Origin of the sequence: Shewanella seohaensis (assembly GCF_023283775.1) — a bacterium.
Lineage (GTDB): Bacteria > Pseudomonadota > Gammaproteobacteria > Enterobacterales > Shewanellaceae > Shewanella > Shewanella seohaensis.
The window spans coordinates 1-16,440 of sequence record NZ_JAKILE010000026.1 but is presented as its reverse complement, the minus strand read 5'-3'; the positions used below and the strand labels follow the sequence as shown (position 1 = coordinate 16,440).

Below are 16,440 nucleotides of genomic sequence, written 5' to 3'. Positions count from 1 at the left end.
CGTTAACGAGTGCGACTCAAGATGCAGCCTATAGCTACACCTTAGTCGCAACAGACAGCGACGTGGGAGACAGTCTCACCTTAAGTACCGTGACCTTACCAAGCTGGCTGAGCTTTAATACGGCGACGGGCGTGCTGAGTGGTACCCCAACTAACGCTAATGTGGGTAGCCATGCAGTATTGTTACGTGCCACGGACGGAGATGGTCTGACGATTGACCAGAGCTTTACGATTGTGGTGGCGAACGTCAACGATGCACCGACCATCAGTTCAACCGCACTCACCAGTGCCACTCAAGATGCAGCCTATAGCTACACCTTGGTGGCGACGGACAGCGATGTGGGCGACAGTCTGACCTTAAGCGCGGTGACCTTACCAAGCTGGCTGAGTTTTAATGTGGCGACGGGCGTGCTGAGTGGTACGCCGACTAACACTAACGTGGGTAACCATTCGGTAGCGTTACGAGCAACGGATGTTGATGGCTTAACCGCAGACCAGAGCTTTACGATTGTGGTGGCGAACGTCAATGATGCACCGACCATCAGTTCAACCGCACTCACCAGTGCCACCCAAGATGCTGCCTATAGCTACACCTTGGTGGCGACGGACAGCGATGTGGGAGACAGTCTGACTTTAAGTGCAGTCACACTGCCAAGCTGGCTGAGTTTTAATGCGGCGACGGGCGTGCTGAGTGGTACCCCGACTAACACTAACGTGGGTAACCATGCGGTGGTGCTACGCGCCACAGACGTGGATGGTTTAACGGCCGACCAGAGCTTTACGGTTGTGGTGGCGAATGTTAACGATGCACCAGTTGCGACCAATCAGACAGTGACGCTAGAAGAAGATAGTTCGCTGATGATTACGTTTGCCGCTGAGGATGCCGATAATGATCCTCTGACCTATGAGATCACCGCGCAACCTGCCTCTGGTACCTTAGAGCAACATGGTAGTGTCTGGCTCTATACGCCTGAGAAGGATTTTAATGGTACTGATTCTATTAACTTTATTGCCAAAGATGCAGAGTTAAGCTCGGAGCCTGCGACTGTCACCATTACGGTTACGCCTGTGAACGACGATCCTCAAGCGGTCGATGACAGCTATACCTTAACCAGCACCCCCAATGACACCTATTCGCTGGTGGTGTTGGCAAACGATGTGGATGTCGATGGTGACACCTTAACCATTGATGGTGCCGCTGCGGATATTGGCAGTGTGCAAATCACTGCTGATGGACTCAGTTTTACCGCGCCCGAGGCTTATGTGGGGCCTGTTGCACTGCGTTATACCATTAGCGATGGCAACAAAGGCCGAGCAACCGCCAAAGTGAATGTGCTGATTGAAGGCGCTGACTCAGCGAATCAACCCGTGATCATCCTACCTGATGATGTGGAGGTGAATGCGACTGGCCTGTTTACGCGGGTGAAACTCGGTTTTGCCAAGGCGGTTGACCGTAATGGGCACCCATTACCTGTATCGCTGGTGAATAAGAGCTTGTTCTTCGCACCTGGCAACTACTTAGCCTATTGGCAGGCAGTTGACGGCGAAGGTAATAAGGCGATTAAAGCGCAGAAGATCAAAGTCAATCCATTAATTTCACTGAGCAAAGATCAAGTCGTTGCTGAAGGTAATCAAGTGACTGTGAGTGTTCACCTCAATGGTGAGGCGCCAAACTATCCATTGAGTATTCCATACACAGTATCCGGTTCAGCCGATAGCAGCGACCATGATTTGGTTGATGGTGTTGTCGAGATAACCTCGGGTCAAATGGCAGAAATCCACTTTACTACTCTGAACGATGGTGTGACCGAAGGGAATGAAGAGGTGCTTATCAGCCTAGATTCAAGCCTGAATCTTGGTAGTAAGCAGCAGACTCAAGTGGTGATTACCGAAGCCAATATTGCACCACAGGTCAGTTTAGCGGTGACTCAAGCTGGCCAGCAGCAAGTCATTGTCGCGCAAAATGGCGGTGATGTGCATATTCGTGCCACTGCCTCCGATGCCAATGAGCAAGATACATTGACGCTGACGTGGGCAAGCGGCGCATTAAGCTTGCAAGCGGATGCGACAGGTATGACATTCTCTCCAGCCGCGGTGTCACCGGGGATTTATCCTGTGAGCCTAACGGTGACCGATGATGGTTCGCCTGTGCTGTCGAGTACCGAAACAGTGTACATCGTAGTGCGTCCAAGTTTAGCCGCATTGACGAGTGCCGATACGGATGGCGATTTAATTCCCGATGATCAAGAAGGCTATAGCGACAACGATCGTGATGGCATCCCAGATTATTTGGATGCAAATAACGACTGTAATGTGATGCCTGAAGGTGAATTGCAGCCAGTCTACTTCTTGGCCGAAGGGCAGGCGGGCGTCTGTTTACGTTTGGGGAATATTGCCCTAAGCCGTGGACAGAGCGGCGTGCAGCTACAGCCAGAAGCCGTGGCTGAAGATGCTTTAGCAGCCAATGTTGGCGGTATTTTCGACTTTATCGCCACGGGCCTACCACAACAGGGTCAAAGCTATAGCTTGGTATTGCCACAACGTTCGCCCGTTCCTGCGAATGCCGTCTATCGCAAGTTCAATGCTCAAGCGGGCTGGCGAGACTTTGTGATTGATGCAAACAACATTGTCGCCAGTACCGAGGGTGAGCGTGGTTTCTGCCCGCCACCGGGGGATAGCCGTTGGACGCCGGGATTAACTGAAGGCCATTGGTGTGTGCAGTTGACCATCGAAGATGGCGGCCCTAACGATGATGATGGTGTGGCTAACCGTACTATTGTTGACCCAAGTGGTGTTGCTGTGATGCTCAATGGTAACCACTTACCTGTCGCCAATCCCGACTCCGCAGCAATTGCTTGGAACCAGAGTATTGATGTGAATGTGCTTGCCAACGATACGGATAGCGATGGGGATAGTTTGAGCGTCACACAAGTGATTAGTGAGTTTGGCACCGTCACAGTGTTAGCGGATCAACGGATCAGTTACATGCCGGCGGCAGACTTTATCGGCACCGATGTGTTGGTGTATAGCATTACCGATGGCAAAGGTGGTACGGCAAGTAGTGAGCTGACGATAGTGGTGAATGGCAACACTGCACCTGTGACTGTCGACGACAGCGCCGCCACCGATGATCGTACCAGCCTGCTTATCGATGTGCTAAGTAATGACACTGATGTGGATGGTAATACGTTGACCCTGCTAAGTGCGACGGCTCAACAAGGCACTGTGACTATTGAGGCGAATAAACTGCGCTATATCCCTAAAACAGGATTCGATGGTGTGGATACCGTGACCTATAGGATTAGCGACGGCCAAGGTGGTGAAGCGACGGGGCAAGTGCTTATCACGGTGAAAGCCTATCAAGAGGTCATTATCGATAATAAATCGGGAGGAGGTAGTATGACCTTATGGGCGTTGGCATTTATTTTGGTATGCGCGATGTTGCGTCGCCGTGAGTTACAGCGATTGGCCTTAGGCTGCCTGTTATTGCTCAGTGTGACGCAACAGGCGCAGGCAACAGACTGGTATGTTGAGGGTTTTATTGGCCAAGCTCAGGCCGATAAAACACTGCCTGAGTTGAATATCCAAGTGGGAGAGGGACAGCTCCTCAACGTCGATGACTCGGATACTGCTTTTGGGGTGAGTCTGGGTTATCAATGGACGCCGACCGTAGCGTTAGAACTGGGCTATGCCGATTTTGGTGAAGGAAGTGCGAGAATTAAGGGCGCAACGCTAACGCCGGAGCAATACCATGAGTTGGTGAAAGCCGTCACTCCAGTCCTTGCCGATGGGGTTACGTTGGGCTTGAGATTTACCTTGCTGCAGCATCAAGGCTGGCGTTTTGAGGTGCCCGTTGGCTTGTTCCATTGGCAAGCGGATATTAGTAGTAGCATGGGCAATACCACGATCAAGACCGACTTAGATGGCACAGATTGGTATGCGGGAGTGCGTTTCAGTTACCAATTTAGTGATGCTTGGTCTGTAGGCTTAGGTTATCAATACATTGATATTGAACCGAATGACCTATTGAGCTATCAACTCAATCTGCGTTATCAGTTTTAGTTTATGTCGACATTAAAAGGGGCTTAGCCCCTTTTTTGTTGGTGAATTTTCGCGATAAAAAGCAGAAAATTTTAACCGCTTCTCCTTTGTCGTGGCTGAGTATGTGATTTAAATCCCATGGCTTGGATGGTGGTCTTTGGAATAGCCGCACTAAATTCAGGTTGTAGATTAAAGACAGGATAGTAAGATTGTCACTTATCCTAGTTTGTTTGTTGCTATTTTTATCCAGGGGCAGTTATGTCGCAGCGGCACCATAAGCCGGAAATCTTACATACCGAAGTTGTCGCTAAGAGCCGCTTGTTTCAAATTGAACAGGTCCATCTTAAATTCTCCAACGGTGTCGAGCGCCAGTATGAGCGGATGAAAGGTGGTAGTCGTGGTGCTGTGATGGTGGTGCCCATTCATCAAGGTAACATGCTGTTAGCCCGTGAATATGCCGCTGGCACCGACAATTACGAGCTAGGTTTTCCTAAGGGATTAATAGACCCAGGTGAGCAAGCTATCGAAGCGGCCAATCGAGAATTGCAGGAAGAAATCGGTTTTGGGGCGCGTAAGCTGACATTGTTGAAAGAACTTAGCCTTGCGCCGGGTTATTTCTCTAGCAAGATGCAAATTTTCATAGCAGAAGATTTATATGAAAGCCGGCTCGAAGGCGATGAGCCAGAACCCATAGATGTCGTGCCTTGGGCGTTGGCCGAGTGGGAAGCGTTACTCGATAATAGCGATTTTTCCGAATCTCGTAGTGTGAGCGCATTGTTTTTAGCGCAGAAACACCTACAACTTAAATAATCTTTTTCGTTAAAGCGTTCAGCAACTGAGTGCTTGTAAATCATTCGCGAAGTTTGCGATTGGAGTGGTTATGAAGCCAGAAGAGTTAATCGACGAGGTGATTGCGATAGCAACGGATGCGGGTCGCACTATTCGTGAGATTTACCTCAAGGGTAATTTTGAGCGAGAAACCAAGTCTGATAATACCCCTGTCACCTCGGCGGACCTAGCGGCGAATAAGCTGATCTGTGAACGCTTAGCCGCATTGACGCCCGATATTCCTATCCTGTCTGAAGAGGCTGCCGATATTCCCCTAAGCGTGCGTGAAGGCTGGAAACGTTATTGGTTAGTCGACCCTCTCGATGGCACGGGGGAGTTTATTGCCGGTAGTGGTGACTTTTCGGTGATCATCGCGCTGGTGGAACACAATCGTCCGGTGATGGGTGTGGTGTATGTGCCGATGACGCAGGTGTGCTACTACGCTATCGCGGGATTAGGTGCCTATAAACGGACCGATAAGCAAGAAGTGCGTATTAGTAGTCGGCAAATTGAGCACCGTGAGCAAGTTTCCCTAAGGTTAGCGGTGAGTCGTCGTCAGGACCCTCAATCTGTGTTGACCCTGTTCAATCAGCCTAAGCACTGTGAGCTGGTGGTCATGGGCGGTGCGGCCCTGAAGAGCTGTCTGGTTGCCGAAGGACGCGCCGATTGTTATGTGCGAGTCGGGCCGACAGGTGAGTGGGACACTGGCGCCGCGCAGATTATTATTGAGGAGGCGGGTGGCCAGCTCATGGATACCGAGCTGCAGCCTTTAACCTATAACGAGCGTGAAACGCTTGAAAATCCTAACTTTATTGTTGTTGGTGCGCCCAATTTAGAGTGGGATAAGATTTTAATTGGTGAATAGTTTTACATGCAGTCTATCCGTCCAGTATTAAAGTCAGAGTTAGCCGATGTTTTTCAACTTGAGCAGGCTATCTTTGGCGATCATTGTTATCCCGATTTTTTCTTCCGCCAAGGGTTTGATTGTTGGCCTGAGCAGTTTCTGGTTGCCCTAGATGATGGCGGGGAGCTTTTAGGCTATTTGCTCTGCGCTCAAAGTAGCGACCCTGCCTGTATGTGGATTCTATCCGTGGCGGTGAGTGAGCAAGCCCGCGGCCAAGGCATTGGTAAACAATTAATCCAACAATGTTTAAGCCAACTACCACCTCAGGTGAAGCGGGTGGATTTAACCGTCGATCCCCATAATCCTGCCCATGGTTTATACCAACGTTTAGGATTTGTCGATACCGACTTCGAAACGGACTATTTTGGCGCCGGGGCCGATAGGGTCGTAATGAGTTATCACTGCCGCTAGGTAAAAGTTCAATGTCGAAACGGTGTCCTCGATTGAGGCCGCCGTTTTTTTATGCGCTAAAAGTTAAATTTCTCCAAGGTTCCCATCGAGTGAATACCTCAGAATTAGCCCTTCTTCCCTCATTTTTATGCCTTTTATTTCATGCTGTACGCAAAATAAACTTATTTTGAACGTTGTTTTTTATTTTTGAGGCTGTTAGTCTCACAGCATTCAACAGGGAGTGAGACCTATGGCGAGACGCAAAGAACATAGTCATGATGAGATTCGTGCTATGGCAATAGAGGCGGCAATGGCACTGCTGCAGCAGCAAGGGACACAAGAACTGAGTTTACGCAAGATTGCTAGCCAGATTGGCTATGTGCCGAGTACCTTAATCAATATCTTTGGTAGTTATAACTACCTACTGTTAGCCGTTTCTGAGGCAACGTTGCAGGCGCTGATGCATGAGCTCTCCGAGGTAAATGCAGAGAGTAGTCGCAATCAAATCATCAGCATGGCGCAAAAATACGCTGAGTTTGCTCATGCACAGCGCCAATGTTTTAAGTTGGTATTTGAACTGCAGTTACTCGACAGTGAACCTTTGCCCGAATCCCAAGGCCAACTTATCGCGGGTTTATTTAGTTTAATTGAACGTGAGTTAGCCCTGTTGTTCCCCAATAAGACTGTCGAGCAGCAACTCCAAATGAGTCGAGTACTCTGGGGCGGCATTCACGGCCTCACCGCCTTATCACTGGATAATAAATTGTTTGCCGATACGGCATCTTTACCCGCTTTGTTAGAAAGTCATGTGACTGGGTATTTACAGGGAATGGGTTATCAGAGGGAAGCATCATGCTGCTAACAAAACGTTTTTTACCGTATTTTGCTACCCAATGCCTTGGGGCTCTTAACGACAATATCTATAAAAATGTGTTGTTGCTGCTGGTTACCTTCAGCCAAGTCAACGATTTACCAATTAGTGTCGATATGTTTGTCAATTTGGCGGCGGGGGTATTTATTCTGCCGTTTTTCCTGTTTTCGGCCCATGCAGGCGTGGTGGCCGACAATATGGATAAGGCCAAACTTATCCGTCGCTTAAAACTGCTCGAAGTCATCATTATGTTCAGCGCCGCCGCGGCCATCGTGAGCGAAAATTACATGATGATGTTATTACTGTTGTTTTTAACTGGTAGTCAGTCAGCCTATTTTGGCCCAGTCAAATATTCCCTATTACCTCAAGCCTTAAAAGAGGATGAGTTAGTGACGGGCAATGCCTGGGTTGAGATGGGGACGTTTCTGTCTATCTTGATTGGTACCTTGAGTGCCGGGATTTTAGTATCTGAAAACAATGCCACCCTATGGTCGGCCATCACGGTCGCGAGCCTTGCCTTGGCGGGGTATCTATCTAGCCGCGCGATCCCTGCTTTACCGCCGCAGGGCACAGTAGAAAAAATCCAATTTCGCCCATTATCAGGCACTTGGCGCACCATAAAGAAGGCGCGTCAAACGCCTTCGATTTGGATGGCTATCCTCGCCATTAGCTGGTTCTGGTTCTTGGGGGCCACATATCTGACCCAATTCCCTAACTTTGCTAAGCTGCATTTGCATTCTGGCGCGACCGTGGTGTCGCTGCTGCTGGGGATGTTCTCTATCGGGATTGCGGTGGGCTCCTTTGTCTGTGAGCGTTTTTCCTTTGGCCATGTGGAGTTAGGCTTGCTGCCCTTTGGGGTGCTTGGGTTAACTGTATTTGGTGTGGACTTGCTTTGGGCGATTCCCCCTGCACCTGCGGATGCGCAGTTTGTCTATGGCTTACACTCCTTTATTGCCGAGCAGAAGCATTATCGAGTGATGTTGGACTTCTTTATGATTGGTGTCAGCGGCGGTCTATTTATCGTGCCTCTGTATGCCTTTATTCAAGCGCGTTCCGCTAAGGGAGAATGTGCGCAAGCGATTGCCGCGAATAACATTATGAACTCGCTGTTTATGGTGGCGTCGGCGTTGTTGTCTATGCTGTTACTCGGGGTGGCTGGCTTGAGTATTCCACAGTTATTCTTACTGCTGGCGGTGATGAACTTTGTGGTTGCACTTTACGTGTATTCGCAGGTGCCTGAGTTCACACAACGATTTATCAGTTACTTACTCAGCCATGTGATGTATCGAGTGACTGTGACTGGACGAGAAAAGATCCCTAAAGAAGGCGCTGGCATCATAGTCTGTAACCATGTGAGCTATGTGGATGCGTTAATCATTATGGGAGCCTCGACCCGGCCGATTCGTTTTGTGATGGATAAATCGATCAGTGAAATTCCGGTGCTGAAATACCTGTTCCGCCATGCTGGGGTGATCCCGATTTGTTCGCCGCGCCAGAGTGAGACCACTTACAATCAAGCTTTTGAATCAATTCATGAAGCGTTAGCGAATGGCGAGTTGGTGTGTATCTTCCCTGAAGGTCGTTTAACCCCCGATGGTGAACTTGGTGAGTTCCGTCCCGGTATCGATAAAATCTTGGCCCGCGATCCCGTGCCCGTGATCCCTATGGCACTCAATGGTCTGTGGGGTTCTTACTTTAGTCATAAGGATGGCCATGCATTGACCACAATGCCGAAACGCTTTTGGTCCAAGGTATCGGTGAGCTTAACGGATGTGGTGGATGGGCAAAAGGCTGATCGGCACTCGCTCAGGGATAGTGTCGCGAATCTACTCAATAAGTCCTAACTTGACGAGATAGATAAAGAAAACCGTGGCAGTTAGCACACGGTTTTCTTGTTTTTAGCCTTTTGAGTGGTGGCTATTCAACGGATCGTTATTCCGCTGATAGTTATCTCGCTGATAGTTATCCAGCCACTCATGCGTGGCTTGGTGACTCCCTCTAAACAGAATATTGCCGGCTTTTTTCTGCAACTGGTATTCGTACATGGGGTCGTAATACTTGTGCAGTAGCAGGCTTATCCAAGCCAAATGCTGTGAGGTTTGGTTTTGATTAAGTTGCTGAGACAGTGCTTGCTGCATGATGTCTTGCAACTCTTGATATTGCTTACCGCCAAGACGTTTGCGAATGCTGCCAAGACTCTGTAATAGGTAGTGGCTAAAGGCTTCGAAACCTGCCTCTAAGCCGAGACGCTCGATAAATCCTCGGTGCATTTTATGAACGTACTCATCGAGTAAGCGAGTGAGCCTGATGTCATCGTCTTCTTCGAGTACTACAATATCGGCCGTCTGCATGGCGCTATAAAAGCTTTGCGGCAGCGCCGAGCGGCCAATCAAAAAGCTTTCATCCTCGAGCAACAAACAGGCGTGATTACCTAATTGATGGTGTAACAGGGCAATGGCGAGCCGATTTTCAAAGTTAATTTGTGTTGGTTGTGGGTCGATGTTTTTTCCAAAGCTCGAGCCTCTGTGATTTGCTATGCCTTCGAGATCGATTGCTTCTTTACGTCGTTTTAAAAAATCGGTTTTACCGCTTCCCGTCATACCGCTCAGGCTTAGCAAGGGTTGCAGACTTGGCGCCGCCTCAATTACACCAATTAAATATTGGCGCATGCCTTTGTAGCCGCCCTGCACATAAGGCACGGTAACGCCTGCTTTTTGCAGCCATTGCTGAGTTAACTGTGAGCGTAGCCCGCCGCGAAAGCAGTAAAGATAAGCTTGGGGGTGGGCCGATAAAAAGTTTAACCAAGCATCAATACGCTGTTGTTTTACCACGCCATGCACGAGGGAATGGCCCAGGGCTATCGCGGCTTGCTGTCCTTGCTCTTTGTAGCAAGTGCCGACTTTTTCCCTTTCCTTATCAACCATTAACGGCAGATTTACCGAGGAAGGAAAAGCACCGCGGTCAAACTCGATTGGCGCTCTTAAGTCGATTAATGGCTGCCCAGCGATAAAGATATCGTGATATTGCTGGGCGGGGATGAGCTTAGTTGTCATTAACACAGCACCACATTGGCGGTGGAGGTGGGCGTTTCTAGCGAACCAATACAGATAGGCTCAATCTGATGGGTATTCAGCAGTGCCACCAGTTCCGCTTCGGCTTCACTCGACACAGCCACTAACAAGCCGCCACTGGTTTGTGGGTCACACAAAATGGCTTTTTGATGATCGGTAAGTGCGGGCAAGTGTTCGCCACAACTGTCGTAGTTACGATGGGTTCCACCGGGTATACAGCCTTGCGCTAGATAGTCGAGGGCACGCGGCAAGAGTGGTACCAAATCGAGGTCAAGTTTAGCGGTGAGTTTAGCGCCTTGGCATACTTCCAGTAGGTGGCCCGCAAGCCCAAAACCTGTGACATCGGTGAGGGCATTCACGCCTTTAATTTTAGCGATTTTGGCGCCTATGCTATTGAGCTGGCACATGGCATTGACTGCAATTTGGCTATCTTCATCTTTGAGCTTCTTCTGCTTTTGTGCCGTGGTGAGAATGCCAATACCGATTGGTTTAGTGAGATACAAACGATCGCCCGCTTTTGCTGTATCGTTTTGTTTTAAATCCGTCAGGGCGATTTGCCCTGTGACCGCAAGGCCAAAGATTGGCTCAGGCGCATCGATACTGTGACCACCGGCCAGCATTATCCCAGCTTCCATACAGGCTTGACGGCCACCATCGACTACTTGCTGTGCGATCTCGGCGGGGAGTTTGTTCACTGGCCAGCCTAATATCGCAATCGCCATCATGGGCGTACCACCCATGGCATAGATATCGCTAATGGCATTGGTGGCGGCGATACGGCCAAAGGTAAAGGGGTCATCTACGATTGGCATAAAAAAGTCGGTGGTACTGATAATGCCGATTTCATCATTGAGCTTATAAACGGCTGCATCATCACGGCTTTGATTGCCAACCAACAGGTTAGGATCGGTAAATACAGGCAGCTGCGAGGCAAGAATCGTAGTCAGTACTTTAGGGGAAATTTTACAGCCGCAGCCGGCACCATGACTATATTCTGTGAGTTTAATGCTATCGGCGGAAGATACAGCGGAATTCGACATGAGCCCTACATCCTGTAAAAAGTGATTGAGGCATCATCATAATAGGATACGGCCACCATGCAAGGCGGCCGTATGATTTTTACCGAGAATTGTGGTCTAGCTATAACTTGCCGTGAGGCTCTTCCAGCTTTTTTGCTGAGTCAGGAATCGTGTCTTCAATTCTTCGACTTGCAGTAACAACTGTTGATCGACCAGTTGCTTACGTTTGGCTTCTAACAGCGCCTTTTTCGCCTGATAGTATTCGAGTAAATGTTCCTTCATTAACTCGTATTCCTGTTGGATTTTCTCAATCACTTCATCGGCATTGGGCAGATGGATCACTTTATTTTTGGCATTCAGCAGTTGCATCTGTAAGCGTGCGCTCTCAATCCGTTCCTGTGGACTGGTGCGTAAGTCTTTGGCTAATCCAACCCAAGATAACGCCTTAATCAACCACTTAGTCGGATCGTAATGCCACCACTTAATGCCGTTACGGTAATCGTTTTCGAAGATATGGTGGAAATTATGGTAACCCTCACCGTAGGTCAACATCGCCAGAAAACCGTTGTCACGGGCGGTGTTTTTATCGGTATAAGGTTGGCTACCCCACACGTGGGCGAGGGAGTTGATGAAGAAGGTGCAGTGATGCACAACGACTAAGCGCAGTAATCCAGCCATCAGCAACATGCCAGCGATATTACCAGTGAACCAGCCGAGTAGCGCGGGCAAACCAATGTTCATCAGAATGACGAGGGCGAGATAGTGCTTGTGTTGCCACATCACGATACGGTCGTTCTGCAAATCACGCACGTTTTGGTAGTCATGGTAGCGTTGGGCTTGGTATTCGCGCAGCATCCAACCGATATGGCTGTACCAGAAACCCATGTTAGCCGAGTAGGGGTCTTTATCATTGTCATCAACATGCTTATGGTGCACACGATGATCGGATGCCCAATGTAATGCACTGTTTTGTAATGCTAATGCACCGCCAAGCGCGTAGAGGAAACGTACCGCAGGGTGAGCTTTATAGGCCTTGTGCGACCAGAGTCTATGGTAACCGGCTGTGATCGACAGACCACTTGCAAAGGCTAACACTACAAAAGCAATCCATTCGCTGGCGCCGAAACCCTGGGTTAGGCCATACCAAGGAACGAGGATAACTGCACTGAGGAAGGTGAGGCTAAAGAGGATGACATTTAGCCAGATGATAGGGGGTTTATTCATTATAGTTTCCAATATCCGCATTTGAGCGTACAACTGTAAGCTAATTTAGCCTAGCAATCTTGTTTGGTCAAGGTGGGTGGGGCTGTGTTTCAGACGCAAAAGCGGTATTATCGCGTCATTACATTCAGTTAGCGGATTGAAGAATGGGTATTCGTGCACAGCAAAAAGAGAAAACTCGGCGGGCATTGGTCGATGCGGCGTTTAACCAGCTCAGTGCTGAGCGAAGTTTCTCTAGCTTAAGCTTGCGAGAGGTGGCGAGGGAAGCCAACATTGCGCCCACATCCTTTTATCGTCATTTTAAGGATATGAATGAGCTTGGGTTGACCATGGTCGACGAAGGCGGGCTCACCCTAAGACAGATGATGCGAAAGGGGCGACAACGTGCCGAAGCCGGGGGCAGTGTGATCCGCATTTCTGTGGATACCTTTATGGAAGTACTTGATTCTAATCCAAACGTTTTCAGAATCTTATTACATGAGCGTTCAGGGACTTCGGCGGCCTTCCGCGCGGCGGTAGCCCGTGAGATTGAACATTTTATCTCTGAACTGGCCCATTACACCGAAGCGACGGCGGGCCGTACGCCTATGTTGGCTAGAGCACAGGCTGAAGCGTTAGTGACCTTAGTGTTTAACGCCGGAGCGTCGGCACTGGATATGAAGCGCGCCGATCGTAAAGTGCTCGCCGATCAACTGGTGATGCAATTACGTATGGTGGCGAAGGGCGCCGAAGCCTTACAACATAAGGTTGAGCATCGTTAAGTTAAATTGTGATTTAGTCTAAAAATAAAGGAGCCAATGGCTCCTTTATTTTTAGATACATAGAGTCGCTTAACGACGCTCAAGCAGTACACCTGTTTCCATATGATCGGTATAAGGGAACTGATCAAACAGGGCAAAACGGGTGACTTTATGGGTCTGATTTAATTGCTGCAAATTGTCTTTCAAGGTGTCGGGATTACAAGAGATATACAGGATCCGCTCATAACCTTGCACTAACTCCAACGTCGCAGGGTCAATACCTGCTCGAGGTGGGTCGACAAAAATGGTGTTGCAGACATAGCTATCCAAATCTATGCCTTCTAAGCGTCTAAAGCTGCGCTTTTTCGCCATGGCATCGCTAAATTCTTCCGCCGACATACGGATAATCTGCAGATTATCGATATTGTTGACTTCAATATTGTACTGGGCAGCATCGACTGAAGGTTTAGCCAACTCGGTCGCGAGCACGCGATTAAAGTTTTGTGCCAGCGTGATGGAGAAGTTGCCATTACCACAGTAAAGTTCGAGTAAATCGCCTTGGCTGTGTTGAGTCACATCGATAGCCCACTCCAACATCTTGATCGCTACCTTAGCATTTGGCTGGGTAAAGCTGTTTTCGATTTGTTTGTAATGGAAAACTCTGTCATTCACTTGCAGTGACTCAACCACAAAGTCTTTATCTAAATCGATTTTCTGTTTGCGCGCACGGCCAATGATATTGACCTTAAATTGGCTGCTCAATCTGGCTTTAAGTGCGGCGGCTTCGCTGCGCCATTGGTCATCAAGCTGTCTGTGATACAGCAGTGACACTAAAATCTCACCACTGAGCGTTGATAAAAAATCAACTTGGAAGAGTTTATGACGTAGGCTGTGGTTTGGTTTTAACTCGGCGATCAGCGCCGCCATCATCTGATTGATTAAGGCACTTGCGGGTAAGTATTGATCGCAACGAACTTTGTCGTTCAATACTTTATCGAACATGTAATAGTATAAATCGTCGCCCTCGTGCCATACGCGAAACTCGGCACGCATCCGATAGTGGGCAGGTTCTGAGGCAAACACTTCAACACTCGGTGTCTCAAATTGGGCAAAGGCCTGCTCTAGCTTGATACGCTTTGCCGTTAGTTGCGCATCATAGGTCGTGGGATCCATTGCTGCTAAGTTCATTGTCGATTCACCGTGGCTGTAAATTGGGGCGCAAATTTTATACTAGGTGACACGAATGTCCAGCATCTTGGTTTTGCGGTTTGAGCAAAGCTGTGGGAAAATCCGCCCGCGCATGGGGCAACGAATTAACTGGAGACGGGCTTGTCGCAACCAATATTAGTATTCGATTCTGGCATCGGCGGTCTATCCGTATTGGCCGAAATTCGCAAACTGCTCCCACATCACGATTACTGCTATTTATTCGATAATGCCAGATTGCCCTATGGCGAATTGGAAGAGCAGGAACTTATCTCGGGTTGTGTTGCGCTCATCGACCAAGTCGTCGAGTGTACCCACGCCGCCATTGTTGTCGTAGCTTGCAATACCGCGAGTACTGTTGTGCTGCCCGCGCTGCGTGCCACTCTATCTATTCCTGTGGTGGGTGTTGTCCCTGCCATTAAACCCGCGGCGCAGTTATCTAAAAGTAAGCGTATCGGTTTGCTGGCCACTCCTGGTACGGTCAAGCGTCACTATACCTACGAACTCATTAGTCAATTTGCCGATGATTGCCACGTTGAGCTGTTCGGATCTTCCGAATTAGTGCTGATGGCCGAACAGAAGATTGCCACCGGCCAATTAGATATGGCGCGGTTAACACAGGTGCTATCGCCCATCGTCGAAGCGGACTTAGATGTACTGGTGCTTGGATGTACTCACTTCCCCATGCTGCGTGATGAACTGCAACAGGTATTAGGTAAAGGTGTCACCTTGCTCGATTCTGGAGAGGCTATCGCCAAGCGAGTCAAAACCTTGTTGGCTGAGACTAAGAGTGAGGAGCAAGTTCAGGAAGACGCGCATAGTAATTTACTTATGCAGGCGTTTTATACTAAAGCAGAAATCAGTAAGGGATTAGCGGCTACGTTAGTCGATTGTGGCTTTTCAACCCTAGAGCGAATCACCACAATCAACTCAAACGGATAAATTAACGCGGATTATTCATCGGTACCTGTACGGTCGGCAGCTTCCGAATCTTGAGTCTTCGCTTCTCTAACCTTCAAGGTTCTTTCTTGGAAGTTAAAATCGTTCAATTTGACCATCGCCTTTTGAGCTCCCGCTTCGGACATTTCCACAAAGCCGAACCCTTTACGACGTCCCGTTTTGCGATCACGTACTAAACGTACTGAGTTGACGGGGCCGAACTCACCAAACAGAACCTTTACTTCACCCTCATGGACACGATAAGGCAAGTTGCCTACATAGAGTGTCATAGTCGGGCCAACATATTGCTCATCTGCACCTTGAGCTTGGTTTGTCTCAGGGACAAATTTAAAAACGAGAGTAGTAATGATAACGCCAGCAACAAAAGCGATGTACGCAGGTAATGTAGTTGCAAATTGAGATAGCGCGATTGCGCCGAGAATGGCAATAACCAAAACAATAAGAAATGACTTTTGCATATAAATGCTCTCTGAATGAAATAGAAAATGATAAATAACTGTTAACAGCAAGTCATATGGTAATGAATTATTTACTTTTACACTAGACCACTGCCGAAAAATTGAGCGTGAATTATCATTTCTCAGATAAAAATTCGTTTTAAAATCGAATAACAAAGCAGAAATAGATAAAAAATAGACATGATGTTTAAAATATCGGCGTACGATTTGAAGAAGCGAAAAAAGCCCTTGCGTAAAAAGTTCTGCTCCCTATAATGCGCATCCACTGACACGGCAGATAGCGATACGCAGTTTCAAGTGCCAGTTCATCGAGTGATTCACTCCTCGATGAGCGAAAAGAAAGTTGCAAAAACTACTTGACGCAAAAACGGGAATGCGTAGAATACGCAGCCCTGACCCGCTGAAATCACTTGCGATAAGGCGATGGTCAACGCTCTTTAAAAATTTATCAAGCAAATCTGTGTGGACACTCACAGGTGTTGAGTTAATCGAAATTACTCTGCCGTTTGGCGAGTAATCAAAATTTAAATCAATGAATGAGTGTTCATAGCAATATGTACATACAGTAATGTATGAATTGAAACGCGATGCTTCTTAGTGAGCAAAGCGAATCAAAACAGTAGAATTCATTGAGTCGTTTAACGCGAGTTAAACAAAAAACTTTTAATTGAAGAGTTTGATCATGGCTCAGATTGAACGCTGGCGGCAGGCCTAACACATGCAAGTCGAGCG

At 48.4% G+C, this 16,440-nt stretch carries 13 protein-coding genes and 1 rRNA gene; 9 read left to right on the top strand and 5 right to left on the bottom strand.

What is annotated here, in order from left to right; all coding sequences use genetic code 11:
* From L2713_RS20285 to L2713_RS20260, 6 genes are all read left to right on the top strand, one after another.
* Nucleotides 1–4,061: Ig-like domain-containing protein (locus tag L2713_RS20285; protein ID WP_248969093.1), on the top strand; the 4,061-nt coding region annotated here is incomplete at its 5' end.
* A 237-nt stretch (nt 4,062–4,298) separates the two neighbouring features.
* A complete protein-coding gene (gene nudE, locus L2713_RS20280; RefSeq protein ID WP_011621002.1) occupies nt 4,299–4,850 on the top strand; it encodes an ADP compounds hydrolase NudE in 552 nt (183 codons plus the stop codon).
* A 70-nt stretch (nt 4,851–4,920) separates the two neighbouring features.
* The gene (gene cysQ / locus L2713_RS20275; protein WP_011624787.1) at nt 4,921–5,733 is read left to right on the top strand and encodes a 3'(2'),5'-bisphosphate nucleotidase CysQ; all 813 of its coding nucleotides are present in this window, start codon (nt 4,921–4,923) and stop codon (nt 5,731–5,733) included.
* Nucleotides 5,734–5,739: 6 nt separating this feature from the next.
* A complete protein-coding gene (locus L2713_RS20270; protein ID WP_248969092.1) occupies nt 5,740–6,183 on the top strand; it encodes a GNAT family N-acetyltransferase in 444 nt (147 codons plus the stop codon).
* A 229-nt stretch (nt 6,184–6,412) separates the two neighbouring features.
* A complete protein-coding gene (locus L2713_RS20265; protein ID WP_248969091.1) occupies nt 6,413–7,024 on the top strand; it encodes a TetR/AcrR family transcriptional regulator in 612 nt (203 codons plus the stop codon).
* Nucleotides 7,015–8,877: an MFS transporter gene (locus L2713_RS20260; protein WP_248969090.1), complete on the top strand. Its 1,863-nt coding sequence runs from the start codon at nt 7,015–7,017 to the stop codon at nt 8,875–8,877. Before L2713_RS20265 ends, L2713_RS20260 begins: the two co-directional genes overlap by 10 nt.
* Before the next feature lie 54 nt (nt 8,878–8,931).
* On the opposite strand, the gene mnmH is transcribed toward L2713_RS20260, so the two are convergent.
* The 3 genes from mnmH to L2713_RS20245 form a co-directional block, all read right to left on the bottom strand.
* Complete coding sequence (gene mnmH / locus L2713_RS20255; RefSeq protein WP_248969089.1) at nt 8,932–10,086, bottom strand: tRNA 2-selenouridine(34) synthase MnmH; 1,155 nt, start codon at nt 10,084–10,086, stop codon at nt 8,932–8,934.
* On the bottom strand, nt 10,086–11,144 hold the full coding sequence (gene selD / locus L2713_RS20250) for a selenide, water dikinase SelD (RefSeq protein ID WP_248969088.1): 1,059 nt from the start codon (nt 11,142–11,144) through the stop codon (nt 10,086–10,088). The genes mnmH and selD overlap by 1 nt, the downstream gene beginning before the upstream one ends.
* A 96-nt stretch (nt 11,145–11,240) precedes the next feature.
* Nucleotides 11,241–12,347, bottom strand: coding sequence for an acyl-CoA desaturase (locus L2713_RS20245; protein WP_109286561.1), 1,107 nt, complete (start codon nt 12,345–12,347; stop codon nt 11,241–11,243).
* A gap of 143 nt (nt 12,348–12,490) precedes the next feature.
* Here L2713_RS20245 and fabR point away from each other — a divergent pair, with 143 nt between their 5' ends.
* Nucleotides 12,491–13,105 (top strand): HTH-type transcriptional repressor FabR, encoded by a 615-nt coding sequence (gene fabR, locus L2713_RS20240; protein ID WP_011070594.1) that lies wholly within the window; start codon nt 12,491–12,493, stop codon nt 13,103–13,105.
* Nucleotides 13,106–13,174: 69 nt separating this feature from the next.
* Here fabR and trmA read toward each other — a convergent pair whose 3' ends face one another.
* Entirely contained in the window at nt 13,175–14,272 is a 1,098-nt protein-coding gene (trmA, locus tag L2713_RS20235; RefSeq protein WP_248969087.1) for a tRNA (uridine(54)-C5)-methyltransferase TrmA, read from the bottom strand.
* 141 nt (nt 14,273–14,413) lie between these two features.
* Between trmA and murI the strand changes: the two genes are divergently transcribed.
* On the top strand, nt 14,414–15,232 hold the full coding sequence (gene murI, locus L2713_RS20230) for a glutamate racemase (protein ID WP_248969086.1): 819 nt from the start codon (nt 14,414–14,416) through the stop codon (nt 15,230–15,232).
* 11 nt (nt 15,233–15,243) lie between these two features.
* Here the strand turns inward: murI and L2713_RS20225 are convergent, their stop codons facing one another.
* Entirely contained in the window at nt 15,244–15,708 is a 465-nt protein-coding gene (locus L2713_RS20225) for an RNA-binding protein (RefSeq protein ID WP_011715450.1), read from the bottom strand.
* 664 nt (nt 15,709–16,372) lie between these two features.
* On the opposite strand from L2713_RS20225, the gene L2713_RS20220 reads away from it, so the two are divergent.
* Nucleotides 16,373–16,440, top strand: a 16S ribosomal RNA gene (locus tag L2713_RS20220); the annotation flags it as partial.